14 protein-coding genes and 1 tRNA gene are annotated in these 20,420 nt (G+C 46.7%); 8 read left to right on the top strand and 7 right to left on the bottom strand.

Annotation, left to right across the window (positions count from 1 at the left end):
- Window positions 1-49: 49 nt before the first annotated feature.
- Genes FN124_RS17870 through FN124_RS17880 form a run of 3 tightly spaced genes read left to right on the top strand, consistent with a single transcriptional unit; the run spans window position 50 to window position 6,479 of the window.
- Complete coding sequence (locus FN124_RS17870) at window positions 50-3,391, top strand: SusC/RagA family TonB-linked outer membrane protein (protein WP_142686121.1); 3,342 nt, start codon at window positions 50-52, stop codon at window positions 3,389-3,391.
- A 29-nt stretch (window positions 3,392-3,420) separates the two neighbouring features.
- Window positions 3,421-5,046 (top strand): RagB/SusD family nutrient uptake outer membrane protein, encoded by a 1,626-nt coding sequence (locus FN124_RS17875; RefSeq protein WP_185937256.1) that lies wholly within the window; start codon window positions 3,421-3,423, stop codon window positions 5,044-5,046.
- Window positions 5,047-5,081: 35 nt separating this feature from the next.
- Window positions 5,082-6,479: an alpha-L-fucosidase gene (locus FN124_RS17880; protein ID WP_260607488.1), complete on the top strand. Its 1,398-nt coding sequence runs from the start codon at window positions 5,082-5,084 to the stop codon at window positions 6,477-6,479.
- Window positions 6,480-6,544: 65 nt separating this feature from the next.
- Here FN124_RS17880 and FN124_RS17885 read toward each other — a convergent pair whose 3' ends face one another.
- From FN124_RS17885 to FN124_RS17900, 4 genes are all read right to left on the bottom strand, one after another.
- Entirely contained in the window at window positions 6,545-8,146 is a 1,602-nt protein-coding gene (locus FN124_RS17885) for an NAD(P)/FAD-dependent oxidoreductase (RefSeq protein ID WP_142686123.1), read from the bottom strand.
- 283 nt (window positions 8,147-8,429) lie between these two features.
- Window positions 8,430-9,278 carry a hypothetical protein gene (locus FN124_RS17890; RefSeq protein WP_142686124.1) on the bottom strand — a complete coding sequence of 283 codons (849 nt, stop codon included), beginning with the start codon at window positions 9,276-9,278 and terminating at the stop codon, window positions 8,430-8,432.
- Window positions 9,279-9,703: 425 nt separating this feature from the next.
- Window positions 9,704-9,904, bottom strand: a complete 201-nt coding sequence (locus FN124_RS17895; protein ID WP_142686125.1) for a hypothetical protein — start codon at window positions 9,902-9,904, stop codon at window positions 9,704-9,706.
- 6 nt (window positions 9,905-9,910) lie between these two features.
- Window positions 9,911-10,456 (bottom strand): hypothetical protein, encoded by a 546-nt coding sequence (locus tag FN124_RS17900; RefSeq protein WP_142686126.1) that lies wholly within the window; start codon window positions 10,454-10,456, stop codon window positions 9,911-9,913.
- A 552-nt stretch (window positions 10,457-11,008) separates the two neighbouring features.
- On the opposite strand from FN124_RS17900, the gene FN124_RS17905 reads away from it, so the two are divergent.
- Complete coding sequence (locus FN124_RS17905; RefSeq protein ID WP_142686127.1) at window positions 11,009-12,106, top strand: Fic family protein; 1,098 nt, start codon at window positions 11,009-11,011, stop codon at window positions 12,104-12,106.
- 65 nt (window positions 12,107-12,171) lie between these two features.
- Here FN124_RS17905 and FN124_RS17910 read toward each other — a convergent pair whose 3' ends face one another.
- The 3 genes from FN124_RS17910 to FN124_RS17920 all read right to left on the bottom strand — a co-directional run bounded on the left by FN124_RS17910 (window position 12,172) and on the right by FN124_RS17920 (window position 13,734).
- Window positions 12,172-13,131 (bottom strand): ISAon1 family transposase, encoded by a 960-nt coding sequence (locus tag FN124_RS17910; protein WP_260607489.1) that lies wholly within the window; start codon window positions 13,129-13,131, stop codon window positions 12,172-12,174.
- A gap of 16 nt (window positions 13,132-13,147) precedes the next feature.
- Complete coding sequence (locus FN124_RS17915; protein ID WP_142683040.1) at window positions 13,148-13,471, bottom strand: ISAon1 family transposase N-terminal region protein; 324 nt, start codon at window positions 13,469-13,471, stop codon at window positions 13,148-13,150.
- 192 nt (window positions 13,472-13,663) lie between these two features.
- A tRNA-Gln gene (locus FN124_RS17920) sits at window positions 13,664-13,734 on the bottom strand.
- A 154-nt stretch (window positions 13,735-13,888) separates the two neighbouring features.
- Here FN124_RS17920 and FN124_RS17925 point away from each other — a divergent pair.
- The 4 genes from FN124_RS17925 (at window position 13,889) to FN124_RS17940 (ending at window position 20,346) form a co-directional block, all read left to right on the top strand.
- On the top strand, window positions 13,889-15,412 hold the full coding sequence (locus FN124_RS17925) for a glycosyltransferase family protein (protein ID WP_142686129.1): 1,524 nt from the start codon (window positions 13,889-13,891) through the stop codon (window positions 15,410-15,412).
- A gap of 81 nt (window positions 15,413-15,493) precedes the next feature.
- A complete protein-coding gene (locus FN124_RS17930; RefSeq protein WP_142686130.1) occupies window positions 15,494-18,538 on the top strand; it encodes a S41 family peptidase in 3,045 nt (1,014 codons plus the stop codon).
- Window positions 18,539-18,552: 14 nt separating this feature from the next.
- Window positions 18,553-19,104, top strand: coding sequence for an RNA polymerase sigma factor (locus FN124_RS17935; protein WP_142686131.1), 552 nt, complete (start codon window positions 18,553-18,555; stop codon window positions 19,102-19,104).
- 159 nt (window positions 19,105-19,263) lie between these two features.
- Window positions 19,264-20,346 (top strand): FecR family protein, encoded by a 1,083-nt coding sequence (locus FN124_RS17940; protein ID WP_142686132.1) that lies wholly within the window; start codon window positions 19,264-19,266, stop codon window positions 20,344-20,346.
- Window positions 20,347-20,420: the final 74 nt, after the last annotated feature.

The following is a 20,420-nucleotide window of genomic DNA, read 5'->3' on the forward strand; positions in this document are numbered from 1 at the left end:
GGTAACCGATGGCAGCTAGTTTTTACTCAACCTTAATCTACGTAAAAGTATGAAAAAATGTGTACCTGTAATAGGCATGCTAATGAAAATGTCATTGTGTATTGTAGTCGTTGTATGTAGTACCACACTAACATTGCTGGCCAAGCATACCGAAGCCCAGCTGCTTGAAAAAAGGATCACGCTGAAAGTGGAAGGTGGCGCATTGCATGATGCGCTGGATGAGATCGGCGCCAGCGCCAATCTTTCTTTCAGCTATGCCGTTAACCGGGAAATCTTTAACAGCATTGTTACGATCCGGGCAAAGCACCAGAAAGTAGGCAATGTGCTGAAAGAGCTGCTGGCCCCTTTTTCCCTGGAATATTTTATAGCAGATGATAAAGTGATCATCCGCCGAAGCAATGAAATGCTGGCAAATATGCCGCTGGATGCAGATGCCGGCCTCCAGTACAAAGATATCCGCGGGAAAGTGGTGAATGAAAAAGATGAACCTTTACCTGGCGTGTCTGTACGGGTGAAAGATGCCTCTATGGCTACTGTTACTGATGAAAAAGGGGAATACCTGCTGAAAGGCATTCCTGAAAATGCGGTGCTTATTGTATCCTTTATGGGCTATAATGCCCGGGAGATAGCCAGCGGTAGTGACACACAGTTGCGTATCGTACTCACGGAAGACACAAAAAAGCTCGGTGAAATTATAGTGGTGGGGTATGGCTCCCAGAAAAAGGCCAGTCTTACCAGCGCCGTAGCCTCCGTAAAAGGAGCCGCCGTAGCGGAAAGGCCAGTGCCCAACGTGGTGAATGCCCTGCAGGGCCAGGTCCCCGGGCTGTTTGTACAGCAAACAGACGGTATGCCGGGAACCAATAACAATAAACTGAATATCCGCGGTATCAGTACCCTGTCGAGCAACCCGGTGCTGGTGCTGATAGATGGGGTAGCCGGGCAGCTTGAAACAGTGAACCCGCAGGACATCGACAACATCAGTATCCTGAAAGATGCTTCCGCTACCGCTATTTATGGAGCCCGCGCCTCCGGCGGGGTAATACTCGTAACTACCCGTAAAGGTAAACTGAACAGCAAGCCTTCGCTGGCGTATGATGCCTACGCAGGCACACAACAGCCTACCTATCTCCCCAAACTGGTAGACGCAGTATCCTTTATGCGCAAATGGAACGAATCCCAGCTGAACGATAATCCCGATGCCACTGTTCGTTTTTCCGACGCCGATATCCAGAAGTACGCCAGCGGAGAACTGCCCAGCACCGACTGGATCAGCGCCATCTTCAAAAAGAACGCCCTCCAGATGCAACATAACGTGGGCATCTCCGGCGGAACAAAAAATACGGATTACTTTGTATCACTTGGCTACCTGAAACAGGAAGGACTGGTACAAGGCGTGATGAACGAACGCTTTACTTCCCGGGTAAACGTGAATACACAGATCCTGGACAACCTGAAGTTCGGGATCAATACCGTATATATGAATGCGCCTAAGAGTTTTGCCGGCGCCGGCATTTATACCACCGCTATGCACTGGGCATATATCCTGAACCCTACTGAGTGGGCTTATACCCCACAGGGGCGCGACAGGAGCTACCGCGGAGGTTCCCAGCCGGTAGCTATTATCAACCATGGCGGGTTTGAAAATTACAAGGATAATTACCTTAACACCAACCTCACATTGGATTACGGGATCACCAAAAACCTGTCGGTAAAAGGACAGTACTCTTATAACAGCCGTGATATTAAACACAAAACTTTCTGGGCTACCTATAAATTGTATGATGATGACGAGAACCTTGTTACCACGCAGCAATCGCCCAACTCGCTGAGAGATGAATATAATACTGCTATTAACCAAACATTCATCGGTACGGTGAATTATGGCTTACAGTTAAAGCAGCACGATTTTAAAGCATTGCTGGGATACAGCCAGGAAAGTATGAAATACGATGCCTATTCCCTGGGCCGTCAGGATTTCCTGAATAATGATATCCATGTGATCAACGGGGGCAGTGTTAAAAAAGACCAGTGGAGCACCGGCGGCAGCGCCTATGAATGGGCTATCCAGTCGATGTTCGGAAGATTATCCTACAGCTTTAAAGACCGCTACCTGCTGGAAGTGAACGGGCGGTACGACGGATCTTCCCGCTTCAAAAATAACCGCTGGGGATTCTTCCCCTCCGTTTCTGCCGGATGGCGGATTTCGGAAGAAGACTTCCTGAAAGGATCGGCCACCATCAGTAACCTGAAACTGCGTGCTTCCTACGGAAAAGTGGGCAACCAGAATGCAACGGGAACGGATACACGCGGTATTTATTCATGGGCCAGTTTGATAGGCACCGGCGCTTCTTACTTCAATGATAAAGCGCAAACCACTACCTACTACAACAATACCGCTAACCCGGATCTGACCTGGGAGGAAAAAGTAACTGGGAATATTGGTGTGGATGCCGGGTTTTTCCAGGAGAAATTAACGCTCACCGCAGATGTATTTAAAGAGAAAACCACCGGTATTTTGCTCACCCCCAGCGTGCCTTCCACCTTTGGCCGTGATGCACCGGTAATGAACCTGGGCCGTATGAGCAACTGGGGATGGGAAGTATCTGCCGGCTACCAGAACCGCGATAATAAACTGAAGTACGGTGTAATGGTAAATATCTTCGATTCACGTAATAAGATCCTCGACCTGGGCGGCACACCGGATGTATTGCAGGAAAACCCGGTGATGGTTGGACAGTCACGCTGGACCTGGTACGGCTACAAAGCACTTGGCCTGTACCAGTCTGATGAAGAAGTAAAAGCATCGCCCGCTTATAAACCACAGAATAAAGCTGGCGACATCAAGTACCAGGATACCAACGGTGATGGCCAGATTACCCCGGAAGACCGGGTAATACTGGGTGATGCGGATCCGCATCTGATGTTTGGCGTAAACGCTAACTTCTCCTGGAAGCAGTTTGATTTAAGTATGTTATTCCAGGGTGTGCTGAAGAATAAAACATACCTCACCGGTTATGCCGTAAGTCCGTTCAATTACGGCGGTTCCTTCACCACCGACCTGATGGACTCCTGGACGCCGGAAAACAAAGGCGCCCGCTATCCCCTGATGCGGCAGGACCTGAGCGTGAACTACGATTTTTCCGACTGGTGGTTGTATGATTCAAAATATGTGCGCCTGAAGAACCTGCAGCTGGGATACAGTGTGCCCAATAATATTTTGCAACGCGCGAAGATTGGCCAGATCCGTTTTTATTTCATGATGGAAAATGTACTGACACTGAAATCAAAACGTTTCCCGAAAAACTTTGATCCGGAAATCGACAACTGGCAATCAGGTGTGAACTTCCCCCAGATGAAGACTTACACCTTTGGCCTGAACCTGAAATTCTGATGACGCCCTCACTGCAAAACAACATCAACATGAAACGACTACATCTCATCGCTATATTATGCGCCTGCAGTGTTTTAGCTGCCTGCTCAAAAAACTTCCTGGACCGCGCGCCGCTGGATCAGTACTCTGATGCTACCTACTGGACCACGGAATCCGACGCCGTAAAGTTTGCTTCCAGGATCTATGAGTTCCTTCCTTCCGCCGATTTTTTTGTTTGCTATGAAGGCATGAGCGATAATGCTTTTTCCAAAACAGCTTCCTGGGGCAACACCCTCCGCAATGCACAGCTGATAGGCAACAGCACCTTTGTGGCCACTACCGGTTATTTGGGCGATGAATGGCAATACGGCCAGGTAAGGCATTGCCTCGAATTTCTTGATCATGTGGATAAAGTGCCGGATATGAACGAAGGGTTAAGGAAAAGATTAAAAGCAGAAGTAAAAGTGATGCTGGCTTACCGCTATTTCATAATGGCTACGCTTTTCAGGGATGTGCCTTTGGTGATGAAAGTATTTGCTACACCGGCAGAATCGGATGTGCCGCAGGATAAGAAAGCGGCAGTCATATCCCAGGTGATCAAATGGCTGGATGAAGCCGCCCCCGATCTGCCGCCATCCTACACCGGCGATGATAAGGGACGCTTCACCCAGGGCGCCGCCCGCGGACTGAAAGCAAGGGTGTTGCTATACACCGGCGATTATGCAGGCGCCGCTGCGGAAGCAAAGAAAGTGATGGACAGCAAAGTATATTCCCTTTACCCGGATTACTATAACCTGTTCCAGCAGGAGGGAGATTATTCTTCCGAAAGCATCATCAGCTATATTCATGTAAAGGAACTCCGGGCCAACGGGCTTCGTGACATTGCCGGTGTGAACTCTGTTTCCGGGGGAACCTTGTACCTGAATCCATTGCCTTCACTGGTAGATGATTATGAAAGCGCCAGCGGTTATTACCCTTATACCAAAGACCCGGCGTATGATGTGCATGCACCATGGAAAAACCGCGATCCACGTTTAAATGCTACTATTTATTATCCCGGCAGTACGCTGGCCAATGATAAGATGTATGATCCGATTAACAGCACGCTGGATAAAATTGGCGGCGATAAAGCCACATATACCGGTTATGCTTTTAAAAAGATCTTTGATAAAACAGAGCTGGAGGCCCGTGATAATGGTGGCAACGACTGGAAGATCCTCCGTTACGCGGAAGTATTGCTTACCTATGCAGAAGCAGCCAACGAGGCCACCGGTCCATCTGCAGAAATTACCAATGCACTGAACGAGATAAGGACACGCGCAGGCATGCCCAATGTAGCAGCTACCTTCGCCCTTAATGGCTGGAGTATGAACAAGGAAACGCTGCGCATCTTTATCCGTCATGAGCGCCGGGTAGAGCTGGCTGGCGAAGGGCACCGTTATTTTGATATCCTGCGCTGGAGGATCGGGCAACAGGTGCTGAACGGGCCTGTTTACACCATGGATGCCTCTGCCGGGTTAACAGACATTCCTGCTACCGGTGGCAAAACCAACAAGTATCCAAAAACAAAGCTGGAAGACCGTCACTTTAATACAGATAAATTCTATGTATGGCCTATACCACAGGGCATACTGGACCAGGGCCGCAAATTGGTGCAGCAGCCTGAATGGAAGTAGTAAATTTTATTCTTTATATTTTAACTCATCAGCTTGTGAAAAAGAATCAGGTTATCAGCATTCTGGCAGCAGTACTGTTATTTGTAACAGGAAATGCCGGTGCGCAGCAAATGCCGTCGCTGCATACATTGCAGCAACAATTTGTGGATCTGCGTTTCGGTATGTTCATCCATTTTAATATCCCCACTTTTATGGACGACGACTGGGCAGATCCGGAGGCATCGCCGGCTATCTTCAACCCGAAGAAACTGGATTGTAATCAATGGGCAGCAGCGGCCAGATCGGCGAATATGTCTTATGGTTGTTTAACTACAAAACATCACAGCGGCTTTGCTATCTGGGATACCAAAACCACACCTTATAATGTGATGAACAGCCCGTTGAAAAGGGATGTGGTAAAAGAATATGCCAATGCCTTCCGTGCGAAAGGACTGAAGGTGATGTTGTATTACTCTATCCTGGACACGCACCATAAGATAAGACCGGGACAGATTACAAAGGAAGACATTAAGATGATCAAGGCGCAGCTCACCGAGTTGCTTACCAACTATGGGGAAATCACTGCGCTGATCATTGATGGATGGGATGCGCCCTGGTCAAGGATCTCATATGATGATGTGCCTTTTGAGGAAATCTATGGGCTGATTAAAAGGCTGCAGCCTAACTGCCTGGTGATGGACCTGAACGCAGCGAAGTACCCTGCAGAAGCCTTGTTCTATACAGATATAAAATCGTATGAACAGGGTGCGGGTCAGCACATTTCTACGGAGAATAACCACTTGCCGGCATTATCGTGCCTGCCTATCAACACGGCATGGTTCTGGAAAGCGGATTTCCCCACTACGCCGGTGAAGAGCGTTGACAGGCTGGTGAACGAAAACATTGTTCCGTTTAATAAAGCCTGGTGCAATTTTATTTTGAATGTGGCGCCTAACCGCGATGGACTGATTGACAACAATGCCCTGGAAACCTTAAAGCAGATCGGGAAGCAATGGAAAAATGACGGACCTGTAGCGGCATTACCCGCGTATGCATCTCCCATTATTTCACCTAACATTGCCAAACACCAACCGGCTAATTCCAGCTGGAGCAGTGATATGAACATCATGGATTTTGCGAACGATGATAGTTTCAGAAGCACGTGGCAATCGAACCGCGCGGTGAAGCAACCCTGGTTTGAAGTGGAATTTGACCGGCAGGAGGGCTTTAACATGATAGTGATTACCGAAGATAAAGCGCGTATTAAGCAATACCGGCTGGAATACAATGAGAACGGGGAGTGGAAGCCGTTGCCATCAGAAGGGGAACATGCGGGTCGTGTGAGTATTCATCGTTTCCCGCGTGTATGGGGTAATAAAGTAAGGATACTGATAAACGGTTATTCCGAAACGCCTGCGATTGCAGAGTTTGGCGTGTATAACGAGAAACGGTAACCGGTGTATTTGTCCGCAGCCTTTGCCAGGGAGCATATTCCTCCCGGACAAAGGCTGCGGATTTTTTATTTTTTTTCTTCATGGTATTCCTGTTCCGTATTTATAGACCAGATATTTGATTTGGTAACAATGCCGTTGGCAATATTATCTACCGCCACCATAGCGGTGAGCATGGAGTGATCGGAATTGTTGTATTTGTGCATGCCGTTGCGGCCCACCAGGAACAGGTTCTCGAAGGTATCTATATAACTTTTCAGTTCTTCGAAGCGGGCATAGGTACCCCAATAGGCAGGGTATGTTTTTTCCATCCTGAGCACGGTAGCATCGAGTACATCGGCCTGTTGTGCCAGTCCTATTTTACAGAGTTCGCGGATGGCTGTTTCACGGATCTCTTCATCGCTCAGGTCCCAGAAATCATCTCCCTTATTACAAAAATATTCCATTCCCACCCAGGTGGTATCCCGGTCTTTCACCATGTAGGGGCTCCAGTTATTGAACAATTGCAGCCTGCCTACCTTTACATCTTTTTCCTGGATGTAGATCCAGGTATCTTTCAGTTCCAGCGGCTTGTGCTCACCGGTTTTTTTATCTTCGAAGCTGAGGTTTTTTAGTAAGATGCCGATGGTGATAAAGTCGCGGTAATGCAGTCCTGCAGCGATTTCACGAACATTGCCTGGTACATTTGCTTCCAGGTCGGCCACCAGTTCTTTGATGGGCATGGTAGAGAAGAAGTAGTCGCCTTCCAGCACCACTGTTTCCCCTGTGCTGCGATCCAGCGCTTCTATAGCAGTGATCTGGTTGCCGGAGGTATGGATCTTTTTTACATCGTGTTGCATCAGCACAGTGCCGCCTTTGTTGATCACCTGGTGAGCTACTTCTTCCCAAAGCTGGCCGGGGCCATGTTTAGGATACAGGAATTGTTCGATCAGGCTTGTCTCCACATTTTTTTGTTTAAGGTCTTTCGGTTTGCCTGCTTCCACCGCAGATTTCACCGCATGGGCAATAGCTTTCCCTATGGAGATGCCTTTGATCCTTTGCGCGCCCCATTCCGCAGATATGGCTTTGCAGGATACGCCCCACACTTTTTCTGTATAGTCTTTAAAGAAGAGATGATAGAGGGTAAGGCCAAAACGGTTTACCATGAAGTCTTCCAGCGATTTTTCATTTTTCCGTGGAAAGATCTGTGCCCACAGGTACGACATCATGATGCTGATGGTGGTGGTGAAGCCGAGTTTACGCAGCGTATCTACCGATAACTGGATGGGATAGGTAAAGAACTTATGGAGAAAATAGATGCGCGACAGGCGTTTTCTCACCAGCATGATGAGATCCGGATCGGGAGCTACCAGGGTGTCGGTATTATTGTTGTTGCGGTTCACCTTTACTTCTTTTGTTTTTTGCTGGTAGCTGATGGAGAATATTTCAGCGGCTTCCTTATCCAGCGGCATCATGTTCATCCACCAGTCCATTACGCGGTCTGATTTGGAGAAGAAGCGATGGCCGCCGATATCGATGCGGTTACCTTTGTAGTTAACGGTTTTGGAAATACCGCCGATGTCTGTGCTTTTCTCCAGTACAATAGGGGTGATACCGGTGCGCTGTAGTAGTTCATAGGCAGCGGTGAGGCCTGCGGGGCCGGCGCCAATGATGATAGCTTTCTTTTGCATGAGCGAATGAGGTTATTGAATTAATGGTTCTGAGGAGAGCTGTATGTAATTCCTGTTTGTAACGGTTTACCGGGATGGCATTCCCCGGGCAAAAAAATGGTGGAAGCTGTTTGTCAGTGGCATAGTAAAAAATGGTTTTGCTCCAGGTGTTTCCCGGCGGGGGAATCATCTGTTTTTGAGGGTATATGAAATACGGGTTAGCAGCAGATAGTGAAGGCTGCACGCACTATACAAGTATAGGCGATGTTACTGAAATGCGACGTCAGCAGTAAATGTTAGCGGCTTAGAATTTCCATTTATAAAAATTTACAGGCGCATGTTTTCCTTCGCTGATGGTTACATAGCCGCTGTTATCGGGGAGTATGGCGATACCTTCTCCTTGTTTTTCGATCACGTAAGGGAGCTCTTTTGCGGTTTTTGACATGGCTTGTTCCACGCTTTCGCCCGTGTTGCGATGCCAGTAATAAACGGTGGTGAGGGTTTTAATAACGATGTGGTGCCCGTCTTTCGAAATATCGCCGGAGGTAACCCAGGTGTAGGGGAGTTTTATCAGTTTTTCCAGGGTGGCTTTATCGCCGTCTTTGAAGAACAGCTGGCTGGTTTTATACAGGCTTATTTCTTTTTCTCTTTTGCTGAGGATATAGATCTGTTTGCTGATAGGATCTATCATGAGCGATTCTGCATCGCGGGGGCTGTTGGGATAGTGCAGTGTAAGCACATCCGGTGTGATTTCCAGGTGAGCGGCCGGCAGTTTATCCGGTTCCTGGAAGCGGTAAATGCGGATATGGTTTCTTATACCGGAGTTATCGCCTATATCGCCTACATACACATAGTGCTTGCCTTTTACCGGGCCTATCCCTTCTGCAATGTCTTCCCAGTCGCGGTTCCCTGCATCAGCGAGTTTTACGGTGCTGATCAGTTCTGCTTTGTTGTTGAGCAGGTATACTTCGGGTTTATTGCCGCTGTCGTTATGAGTCCAGAAGCATCCTTTCAGTGTGGAGCTGGAGGCGATGCCGGAGGCTTCTTTGATTTTATCGGTAGACAGGGCGCCGAGTTCCACAGGGGTAACTGTTTGCGCCATTACTGAAACGGGCGAGAGGAGCATGAGTATATAGAAGGTGATATAACGCATCCGTTAAATTACGGAAAAGTTTGGGGATTTTGTCTTGGAACACTGATTACGCTGATTACTTTGATTTTATTTTTTAATGATTGTTGTTTTGGGAATATGTGGCTGATGCCTGGGAATAGCTGTGGTGTGGCTTAGGGCATACTGTATGCTTGCAGAGCGTGTGCAGGAAAGGTGGACTTGATCTGGGGTTATATTTTGGGTGAGATAATGGGTGTTTGGTTGATTTTCTTGTTTGGGGAAAGGAGGGTGCGGGTGTTTAAAATGCGTTTTATTGCCGGAAGGGTGACTTGATAATGTTTTTTGCCTGGTTTAGTGATACCCGGAAGCCGGGATATATTGCCAGTGGGCATGAAACACCGCAGAGATACCGGCTCTGTGTTTGTAATGATCTTATTTGAAAGATGATTTTATGCGCGTGTGGGTGTTCATTCCCGTGGCCATTTTCTTCTCTTGTTGCGTATATCCGGCGCCGGTAGTTTTTCTTTATTGGATGTTGGTGTGTAAGGTAGTACCTTTCTTACATCCGGTATCTGTTGTTTTCGTTTCCTGCTTTCTGTTGTGGTTGCGGCTATGATATCGGCGGCCATGAAGCGGCGGTCCGCACTTGTTTCTTTTCCCTTCAGCACCTTCACCTATAGTACAACAAAAAGTGTTCCTTTCCCGGGAAAGGCGGCTTCCAGTTCCGCGCCTTTGAAGAGGGTATTGATATCGATGGTGATGGTTGCTTTTTGATGTTGAGTGATAAGTCGTTCTATGAAGCTGATGCGTGTAGCCACCACTGTAAGCTCAAGGTGTGTAGCGGCACCCTGCGGCGGTAATGATTGCGCAGGAATGATCAGGTGGCCGTTTTGCATAACCGGTTGTATGGAGAAAAACTTTTCTGTGCCGGTATGCTTATTCAGCCGGAATCCTTCCAGGTGCTTGGTCTGGATCAGCGTTTTATTCAGGCGGTTCACAAAGGAGCCATCGTAGTTAATATCCAGCTGGGGCATTATTGCCTTCCGGATAAGCTTGGCCTTCCTGCTGGCGATCCCGAAGTTGCGGGATGCCTGCCGGGTGGCGGATGTTTGTTTGACCGTTGCCGGCATAGAACGAACAAAATAGTTTCCATTTCGCCGGTAGCCGATTACATTACCCAATTTACCAGTGAATTGGAATAGCCCATTTTGTTTTGCCATATCTATAATTTAGTTATACCGAATATACGAATTTTTTATAGTTAGGAATCCAAATGATAGTGATTCTAATTGCATGAAGCGTATCAGTGGATTGATGTATCCGTATTCCTCAAATGTGGCTGCCCATACACGACGGGATGCATCATCACTGTTGTACAATCAGCGCTGAAGCGGAGTAGGGGATCATCTTAATGGCAACGGAGAGGGAGCCCGTTACCATCTTTATATCCTTTAAATTTCATTACAAAATAAGGGCGTATAAAAAGTGGGGTACTTGTTAGGGAAGATATAGGTGCATAATCCACCCATGCAAAAGAGGCTTAGGTGATGCCCGGTTCTGGGTGTATCGTGCCGGAAAGCCAGATAAACCAATTGCAATATGACCAGAAGTACTGGATTAACTTATTTGAGTTGAATTAATATTTACTATTTAATATATTCACTTACAATAATTTATGAAATGTATTTTTTAATCACCGCATTTTATGCGGTGATTAAGGCAAGGTTGCGGCGATTAATGCGTATATTCGCCGCATAAAATGCGGTGATTAAATGTATATTCATCAACAACCAGGATGGCCGGGGTTTAAATGGGATGCCGGGAAATTGGCGGATCAGTTGGCGGAGGTACGCTTTCGCCAGGGAAAAATATTAGGCTATATGGAAAGTCTTGGCTTTGATCTGCAAACAGAGGCCTCCCTGCAAACACTTACGTTAGACGTTTTGAAATCCAGTGAAATAGAGGGAGAAATTCTTGATACCGATCAGGTGAGATCATCTATCGCAAGAAGGCTTGGAATTGATATTGCAAGCCCTGTATATGCCGACCGGGAAGTGGAAGGTGTTGTAGAAATGATGATGGATGCCACCCAGCGATATGAAAGTACACTCAATGATGAGAGGCTGTTCAGCTGGCACGCTGCACTCTTTCCTACAGGGAGAAGCGGAATGAGAAAGATTATAACGGGAGCATGGAGGAACAATCCTGATACAGCTCCTATGCAGGTGGTTTCAGGTCCTTATGGCAAAGAAAAAGTTCACTATGAAGCGCCGGCAGCGGGCAAACTATCTGGTGAGATGAACATTTTTCTTGAATGGTTTAATCGTGATGTGGATTATGATCCGATCATCAAGGCTGCCATTGTTCATTTATGGTTTGTTACAATACATCCATTTGATGATGGCAACGGTCGTATAGCCCGGGCTATTGCGGATATGCAACTTGCGCGTTCGGATAATAACAACCAGCGCTTTTACAGTATGTCGGCTCAGATCAGGAAGGATAGGAATGCATATTATGCTATACTGGAGAAAACGCAAAAGGGCAAGCTGGATATAACCGGGTGGATTGAATGGTTCCTCGCATGCCTCCATCGTGCAATGATGAACACTGATGATATTCTTGTTAATGTTTTAAAGAAAGCCAGGTTTTGGAAGGAACATAAAGACGCTTCATTTAATGAGCGGCAAAGGAATATTCTTATTAAACTACTCGATGGATTTACTGGAAAACTAACGTCTTCAAAGTGGGCAAAGATCACCAAATGTTCTTCTGATACCGCTGTACGGGATATAAACGACCTGGTACAAAAAGGCGTATTGAAGAAGGAAGATGCAGGAGGAAGGAGTACGAGTTACGTTTTAGTGTAGCAAAATAATGATCAGGAATGTTGTTTTTCGGATCAAGTTGAAAAGTTGGGGGATGTCCATAAATTTTAAGCATAGAGTTTAGTTAATCTATAGAGAAAGAATTCTACATCCCGCACCCCTCGTAGTGCATTTCTAAAGGCCTTTACTTTTGCATTGAATGATTCTGCAGCCGCATTGGTGGCTCTGTTGTTGAAGAAGTTGAGGATACCCAGATAATGAGTTCTGATAGTCCTGGCAACGGTCTTGAAGGATAAAATCCCCGCTTCCTCCACGTCATTATACCACAAAGCCAGCTTCTTAAATGCTTCTTCTTTACACTTACAATGTCTGTAAACCTCACCGAGTCGCAGGGATAGCTGGTAGGATTTATGAATAAGGGGGTAATGACTAAATAAAAGTTCCGCTCTCTGCTGCTGCTCTCTGGTCCATAGTCTGGGATGCTTAAATAGCAAGTATCGGCTTCTGGCCAGCAGCTGTTTAGCTGTATCGCCGTTAGCGAGCCTGACTGGCTCATACTTCATTGCGGCTCGTTTTGCCTGCTCGTATTCCAGATTCTCCTGTTCCAGGGCTTCCCAGCGATGCTTTATTCTGATTTCCTGTACCGCATCAAAAGCCAGGTGTTGCACATGGAAGCGATCTATCACCCGATGGGCGTTAGGGAAACAGGCTTTAACAGCGCTATTAAGGCTACCAGACATATCGATGGTAACTTCCTGTACTCTTCCACGCAGGCGTTTAGGGATCTTAAACAGTATTTCTTTCAGAAATTCAGACTGAGTGCCCTTGATCATAGCCACTATTGAGCCTTTGCGCCCTTTGGCCAGCTTATTAGTGACAATTGTATACAGTTCTCCACTGGAAAAGGCTGTCTCGTCTATACTTAAAGCGGCACCAATGTTTTGTTCAAAAAGCATCCATTCAGTAGCATGTTCTTTTTGATCCCAGGTACCAAAATCACTGAGATGATGCTTGTATTGCTGGCCTAACTGTTTACCGTCTATCTGAAAGAAATGGCCCAATTGCACAGGGCTTACAGGATATTTATCTAAGTAATCCTTTTAAAAAAGCACCGAACTCCGGTGTCATTCGTGTGCCTTTTTTAACTATTTCCCAATCTCTTGTTATTATTTCTCCATCCTCTAAAACCTCCCACCGACGGCGTTTGGCATGCAGGGTGACCTTTTGGCCACGTATAGGAAAATCCTGAATTGCAATTTCTGAGAAGAAACCTTTGGAGTGTGCTTTTCTATGCTGATGCTCTACTGGGATTGTATTCTTTTCTTCCAGGTATATATCAATACCCTCCTTATTCTGACTTGAATCAATTAAGTCAAAATACTCTAAAACCCCTGCTGGTAACAGCATCTCTACTAGTTTGCGAAAATTCTGATCCACGTGCTTCGTTGGTTAATCTGCTGCAAAAAAACTACTTTTTATCCCATCCCCCAACTTTTCAACTTGATCCTGTTTTTCCCAGATGGATGATAGTATCACGTGATACTATCATCCCGCTTTTCCCCAATAAAAAAAGCCCGCCGTTAAGCGAGCTTTTTTTCGTTGCCTGACCTGGATTCGAACCAAGACAAACAGAGTCAGAGTCTGTCGTACTACCGTTATACTATCAGGCAATAGCAATTCAGGACCGCGAAATTATAACATTTCCGATAATTACCAAATTTTTAATCCCTTTTTCTGGAAAAAAGTTCTTTAAAACGTTGGAAATCACATACTGATACGCCAATTCAGTAACCTCTTTTATACTTGTAATTCTCAAAACTGGCTATGTTATTACTATCCACCCCATCCCCTGGTTTCGGCGCGTTTATATTCAGCAACCGGCGTAATGGCCTGCTTCTGGCAGCGGCTGTTGTTATTGCGTTAATGAAGATGATCATATTTAAGCATTTCTTCCCCTATATGGATTTTACCTCTGATACAGGATCCTATATGGAAACGGCTTTGCAGAACAGGAACTATAACCTCTGGCCGGTGGGTTATTCCAAATTCCTGTGGTTGTTTCACCAGTTTTCACGTTCGGAAACCATGCTGGCGGCAGTGCAGTTTGCGATGCTGGAAGCCAGTGCATTTTTCTTTTACTTTAGCGTGTGTTATATTTTTAACCCACAGAGTTATTTCCGGTATGGGTTTTATGCATTCCTGCTGATTAATCCCTTATTCCCTTTCCTGAGCAATTATTTTATTTCTGATGCCTTGTTCCTTTCGCTGGGGCTTACATGGATTACCCTGCTGCTATGGATCCTGCATAAGCCTACCACATTGCTGCTGGTATTTCATGGAGCATTATTAGGGTATGCATTTACAGTACGGTACAATGCCATGTTTTACCCGCTGGTAGCACTGATACCGATCCTGCTGTCGGCTTACCGGCCCTGGCAGAAAATAGCTGCTATTTTACTGCCCGTGGTACTGATTGTTTCATTTGTGATATTCACCCGTCAGAAAACGGCAGAACATTCCGGGGTGAAAATATTCTCTGCTTTCAGTGGCTGGCAGATCATGAATAATGCCATGTACATGTTGCAGTATATACCGCTGGATTCAGCGGGAGTACCGGCGCAGCTTGCGGTAACCCATAAAGCCGTGTATCATTATATTACGGCGGTGAGGAAGTTGCCCAGAAAGATCGCTGTGTCTGACGGGTCGTATTTTATGTGGGATATGAACGGGCCTCAGAAGGGAATGTTGAGGGATTATGTACTGGCGCATAAAGACAAAGACGTATACGCCGGCTGGAGCGCAGTAGCGCCCCTGTGTAGTGAATACGGCAATTATATGATCAGGAAGTATCCCTGGGATTTTACCCGTTACTACCTGCTTGGCAATGCGAAGCTTTATTTATTGCCGGAGCTGGAAGTATTGGGCGGCTATAACCGGCCGGTAATTAACCTGGTGAATAAAGAGGTAGCTGCTTTTTTCAAAGATGGAGATAAACCTAAGCCGGAAGGTAAATACAACGATCTGCAAAGCACGCTCATGTCGCTGTTCCCTTCACTGATCGTTATTTGTCATTTGTTGTTCCTGGAAGAAACCATCCGTTATCTTGTTAAAAAAGGGATCCGGAAAACCAGCCGCAAATTTAATGTAGCGCTGTTGTTATGCTGGGTTTTCATTGCACTGAATTTTGCATTCAGCGTTTTTGCTGCACCTATTGTACTAAGATACCAGGTGCTGCTGATTGTATTATTGCTGGGTTATACCCTGCTGCTTACAGAAATAACCGATGCGCCGTTAATACACTGCGAAGAAGCCGAAACGGAAGAAGAGCCCCTGATGCTGGGCATATAGCAGGCCTGTTTCAGCTGGAAATATGAATTATATATTTGTATCTTTAACCGGCCTGTTACAAACTGCATTCATGCATCACGAATGAAAAGACTGATAACTTCTTTGCTTATCTTGTGTTTTGGGAAATATTTATTTGCCCAGAATTCTCCCCGCTGGTTGCGTTATCCTTCTCTTTCTCCTGACGGAAAAACAATTGCATTTACTTATAAAGGCGATTTATATAAGGTAGCTGCTACCGGTGGTACTGCTGTGCGGTTAACCAGTAGCAATGGAGAAGAGTGGATGCCTGTATGGAGCCATAATGGCCGCAGTATTGCTTTTGCGTCGGATCGCTATGGTAACGCAGATATTTTCCTGGTAGATGCCAGCGGCGGGAATGAGAAACAACTCACCTTTCATTCTGCTGATGAGTATCCGTATGATTTTAATGAAGATGATCAACAGGTTATTTTCGGAGGAGCAAGAATGGATGCAACGGATAACCGCCAGTTCCCCTCAGAGGCACAGCCTGAGCTTTATCGTGTGCCCGTGAACGGTAGCCGGGTATTACAACTGCTGCCTGTACCTGCAGAAGATGCAAAGATCAGCCCGCAATACATTGTTTATCATGATAAGAAAAACCGGGAGAACCAGTGGCGTAAGCACCAGGTATCCGCTGCGGCAAGAGATATATGGCTGTATAACCGGCAAAGCGGCGTATATAGGCAGCTAACGGATTTCCCCGGGGAAGACAGATCCCCCGTGTTTACAGATAATGGAAAGGCTATCTGTTATCTGAGTGAAGCGGGCGGCAGTTTTAATGTATACCGTTTGTGGCTGGATCGTCCTGCGAAGCCTGAACAACTGACCATATTTAAGGATTACCCTGTGAGGTTTTTGAGCGCAGCCGGCAATGGCTTGCTGTGCTTCGGTTTCAACGGTGATATTTATTTGCAAACGCCGGGCGCCGCACCCGAAAAAGTACACATTCAAATTAACAACCAGGCCACAGAAAATATAAAGGTGGTGCCGGTAGCGGATCATATTAAATACGGTGTAGTGTCGCCCTCCGGTAAGGAATTTGGTTTTATTTTCAGGGGAGATGTATTTGCCGCCGGCATGGCTCATGGCGCCATCAGGCAACTGACGCATACACCCGGAGAAGAGGCAGACCTGAGCTTTTCACCGGATGGCACAAAAGTACTGTACGCCAGTGAAACCAGCCATGGCTGGCAGCTTTGCACAGCGGATCTGCAACATGGAAAAGAAACGGTGTTGCTGGTCAACGGACAGGAAAATTACCAGCCCTTGTATTCCCCGGATGGAAAAGAAGTGGCTTATATCGAGAACAGGGTTACGTTAAAGGTATATAACATCGCTTCCGGCAAGAGCCGTCGCATAGCATCGTTGTTCAGCCGTAAAGACCACGACCAGTACTTCCGCTGGAGCCCTGATGGCAAATATTTGCTGGTGCAATATAATCAGCCAGGCGCGGGTAACCAGGAAATAGGCCTGGTACCAGCCGATGGCCAGGGCAGCCTGCAAAATATTACGCAAAGCGGTTTTAACGATGAAGGTGCACAATGGGCAATGAACGGGAAAATGATGATCTGGAAAAGCGACCGGAACGGACTGCGGGGTTTTTCTTCCGGTAGCGGCCGGCAACAGGACGTATATGCGTTACCGTTCACCGGCACTGATTTTAAAGAAGCCGAACGGATCACAAAACTCACGCCTTCCTCAGCAATGCTGGGAGATGTATTGCTCAGTAAAAACGGCAATAAATTATATTATCTCGTAAAATCCGGCGTTACTTACCAGTTGTGGATAACGGATATACCAGCCAAAACATCCGCCATGCCTTTGTCGGTAAAGGCGGAAGATGCCTCCCTGCAATGGGATACTGCACAACAGCAGCTTTTCCTGGTGGCAGATGCCCGCCTCCTGCAACTGGATACCACGGGTCAGACGCAACATAGCATTACCATTAATGGCAGCATGAAAGCAGACCTGGCCGCGGAACGGCAGGCGATGTTTTCACATATATGGAGAAGAACAAAAGAAGCATTTTATACCGCCGGTTATCATGGGGCCGATTGGGAAGCATATGGCCGGAATTATGAACAGTTCCTGCCACATATTGCCAATAACTTTGAACTGGCGGAAATGATAAGCGAAATGCTGGGAGAGCTGAACGTGAGCCATAGCGGCGCAACAGGCAGCAATATTGCTGATGAGAAAGAAGAAACGGCTTCACTGGGTATTTGTTACGATGTATCTTACAGTGATGCCGGTGTGAAAATAACCAGCATACTCCCCACCGGACCGCTGGACCAGGAAGCATTTGGCCTGCAACCGGGAATGCTTATCATGGCTATAGAAGGGGAGGAGATTACGGCAGACAAAGATCTTTCCCAATATCTCAACCAAAAGGCAGGCAAGAATACGCGGCTTACTATCAATGATGGCCATCAGCTGCGGGATATAGCCGTAACGCCGGTTTCACGGGATGCGGAAAGCGAGCTGCTGTATAAAAGATGGGTAAAACGCAACAGCGAAGAAGTAACGCGCAGCAGTAACGGGCAACTGGGATACGTGCATTTATACCGGATGAATGACGCTGCCTATCGCAATGCCTATAGCGAAATAATGGGCCGGTATGCAGGTTGTAAAGGTATTATAGTAGATACCCGTTTTAACCGGGGAGGCGATCTGGCCTCAGACCTGAACATGATGCTGACCGGCACGGAGGTAAGAAAAAATACTACGGACTCCCAGGTGGAAAGCATTGAGCCGGGCTTCCGGTGGACAAAGTCCTCAGCAGTGATTGCCAATGAAGCCAACTACAGCGATGGCAGCTGTTTCGCGTTCGATTACCAGTATCTTCACATAGGCAAGCTGGTAGGAATGCCGGTGCCGGGAAGCTGTACCTTTATGACAGGAGAAACACTGCCCGACGGTAATCTCCATTGGAGCGTACCTTCACTGGGGGTGAAAAGCAGGGAAGGGTATTACCTGGAAAATCATCAGACAGAACCGGATATACGGGTGAATAATCTGCCGGGGGATATCACCAGGGGAAAGGACCAGCAGCTGGAAGCAGCCATCCGCCAACTGATGAAGGAAATTGCACCATCAACATTATAACGACCTGTATTTTTATGTCTTATGAAGAAGACAATAATATTCAATGGGAGCGCCTGAGAAACGGCGATAAACAGGCGTTGTTTGCACTGTATAATAATACCTATTCACACCTGCTGAGGTTTGGATTAAAAGTATGTGGCAGCGATGAACTGGTAAAAGATTGTATTACACAATTGTTCCTGCAGCTGTGGTCCCGGCACCAGGGACTGCCCGAAGTGACCAATGTACCTGCCTATTTATTTACCGCATTGAAAAGACAGTTACTGGATCAACTGGCCTACCAGTCGAAGATCCATGCTGCTATTCATCGCATGACCGATAAAGAAGCGGAAAGCGAATTATCTTATGAGGAAATTATCATCCGGGTACAACAGGATGAAGAATTAAAACAGCGGCTGCAGGTGGCGCTGAAGGCGCTTACTCCCCGGCAGATAGAGCTGATACGGCTGAAATTTTTTGAGGGAATGTCGTATGAACAGATCGCTGCACAAACTTCCCAAACGGTGAAAACGGCCTACAATACCATCTATGATGCCATTAAATCACTAAGGAAAATGCTGAAGTAACAAGTGTTCCCCCATCTCCTTTAGCAAACTATGATATCATTAAATCATGAAGGAAAACACTTCAGCAACAGGCGTTTTCCATCTTCCTAAAAAAAATTTAAGAAAACCTTAGGAAAACCGGCTGGTTTTGCCGTCTGTATAATCAAAGGCATTACCTACATGAATTTCCTGGATTTCGAAGCCGCCGATTTTGCATGTGATGAATCTTTCCAGCGCTATTGCCTGGAAGAGAATGACACCGATGTATTATTTTGGGAGAGCTGGATAGCCCGTCATCCTGAAAAGGAGGCTGCTGTACAGGAAGCCCGGTATATGATCGGGGTATTGTCTGCCCGTCAGGGCAGCCGCCTGGAACAACTCAAACATCTCAAAGATGGCATTGCCCGGTATGATTTGCTCCATATGGCCCTGGAAGAAACACCTGAACGAAATGCCTCTCCTTCCGCCAGGAGAACCAGTTCGTTATTTAAATATGCCGCTGTATTGGCAGGTATGGTAATGCTGGCCGGTGCTATTTACCTGTTCAACCGGTATAAGACCCCGGCAGATATCACATCTCCCAAAACAAGCATTGTGATCAATGCCGGCAACGATCCCCGTAAAACAGTAGTGCTGCCTGATGGCTCCTCCATTATTCTGCGGAAGAACAGTTCTGTGGAACTGGCCGCCGGGTTTAATGAAGCCAACAGGAAGCTTACCCTTACGGGCGAGGCTTTTTTTGATGTAACACAACATGCGCAGTACCCTTTTATAGTGCATACCGCTGCTTTTGATATTAAGGTACTGGGCACCGTTTTTAATGTAAGCGCCTATGCCGGCAGCCATGAGGCGGAAACCGCTTTGTTTAAAGGCAAGGTGGAAGTTACACTGGCCGGCAAACCGGAAGAAAAGATCGTATTACAACCAAATCAGAAACTGACAACCAATGCAGTTACATTGCCCGCACCAGCTTCCCCGTTTAAAGTAGTGCCGCTCGATGCGGACCCGGTGAACCATAAAGCCAGGGAAATAGCCTGGGTAAGGAACCGCCTGGAAATTGAAAATGAGCCGCTGGAAGTTATAGCAGGCAAGCTGGAGAAATGGTATGGCATTAAAGTCACCTTTGCAGATGAAGCCGTGAAGCAATACCGGTATTCCGGCACTTTTGAAAGTGAAACGATCCTGAAAGCACTGGATGCACTGCAGTTATCTTATCCGTTCAACTTTAAAATGGTGAACGAGGAAATCATTATCAGTAAATAAACAATTTATATATCAACCAAATAAGAAAGGGGAAGTGCTGGCACACTTCCCCCGGAATTAGTCCAGAAAATGTC

Origin of the sequence: Chitinophaga polysaccharea (assembly GCF_902150045.1) — a bacterium.
GTDB lineage: Bacteria > Bacteroidota > Bacteroidia > Chitinophagales > Chitinophagaceae > Chitinophaga > Chitinophaga polysaccharea_A.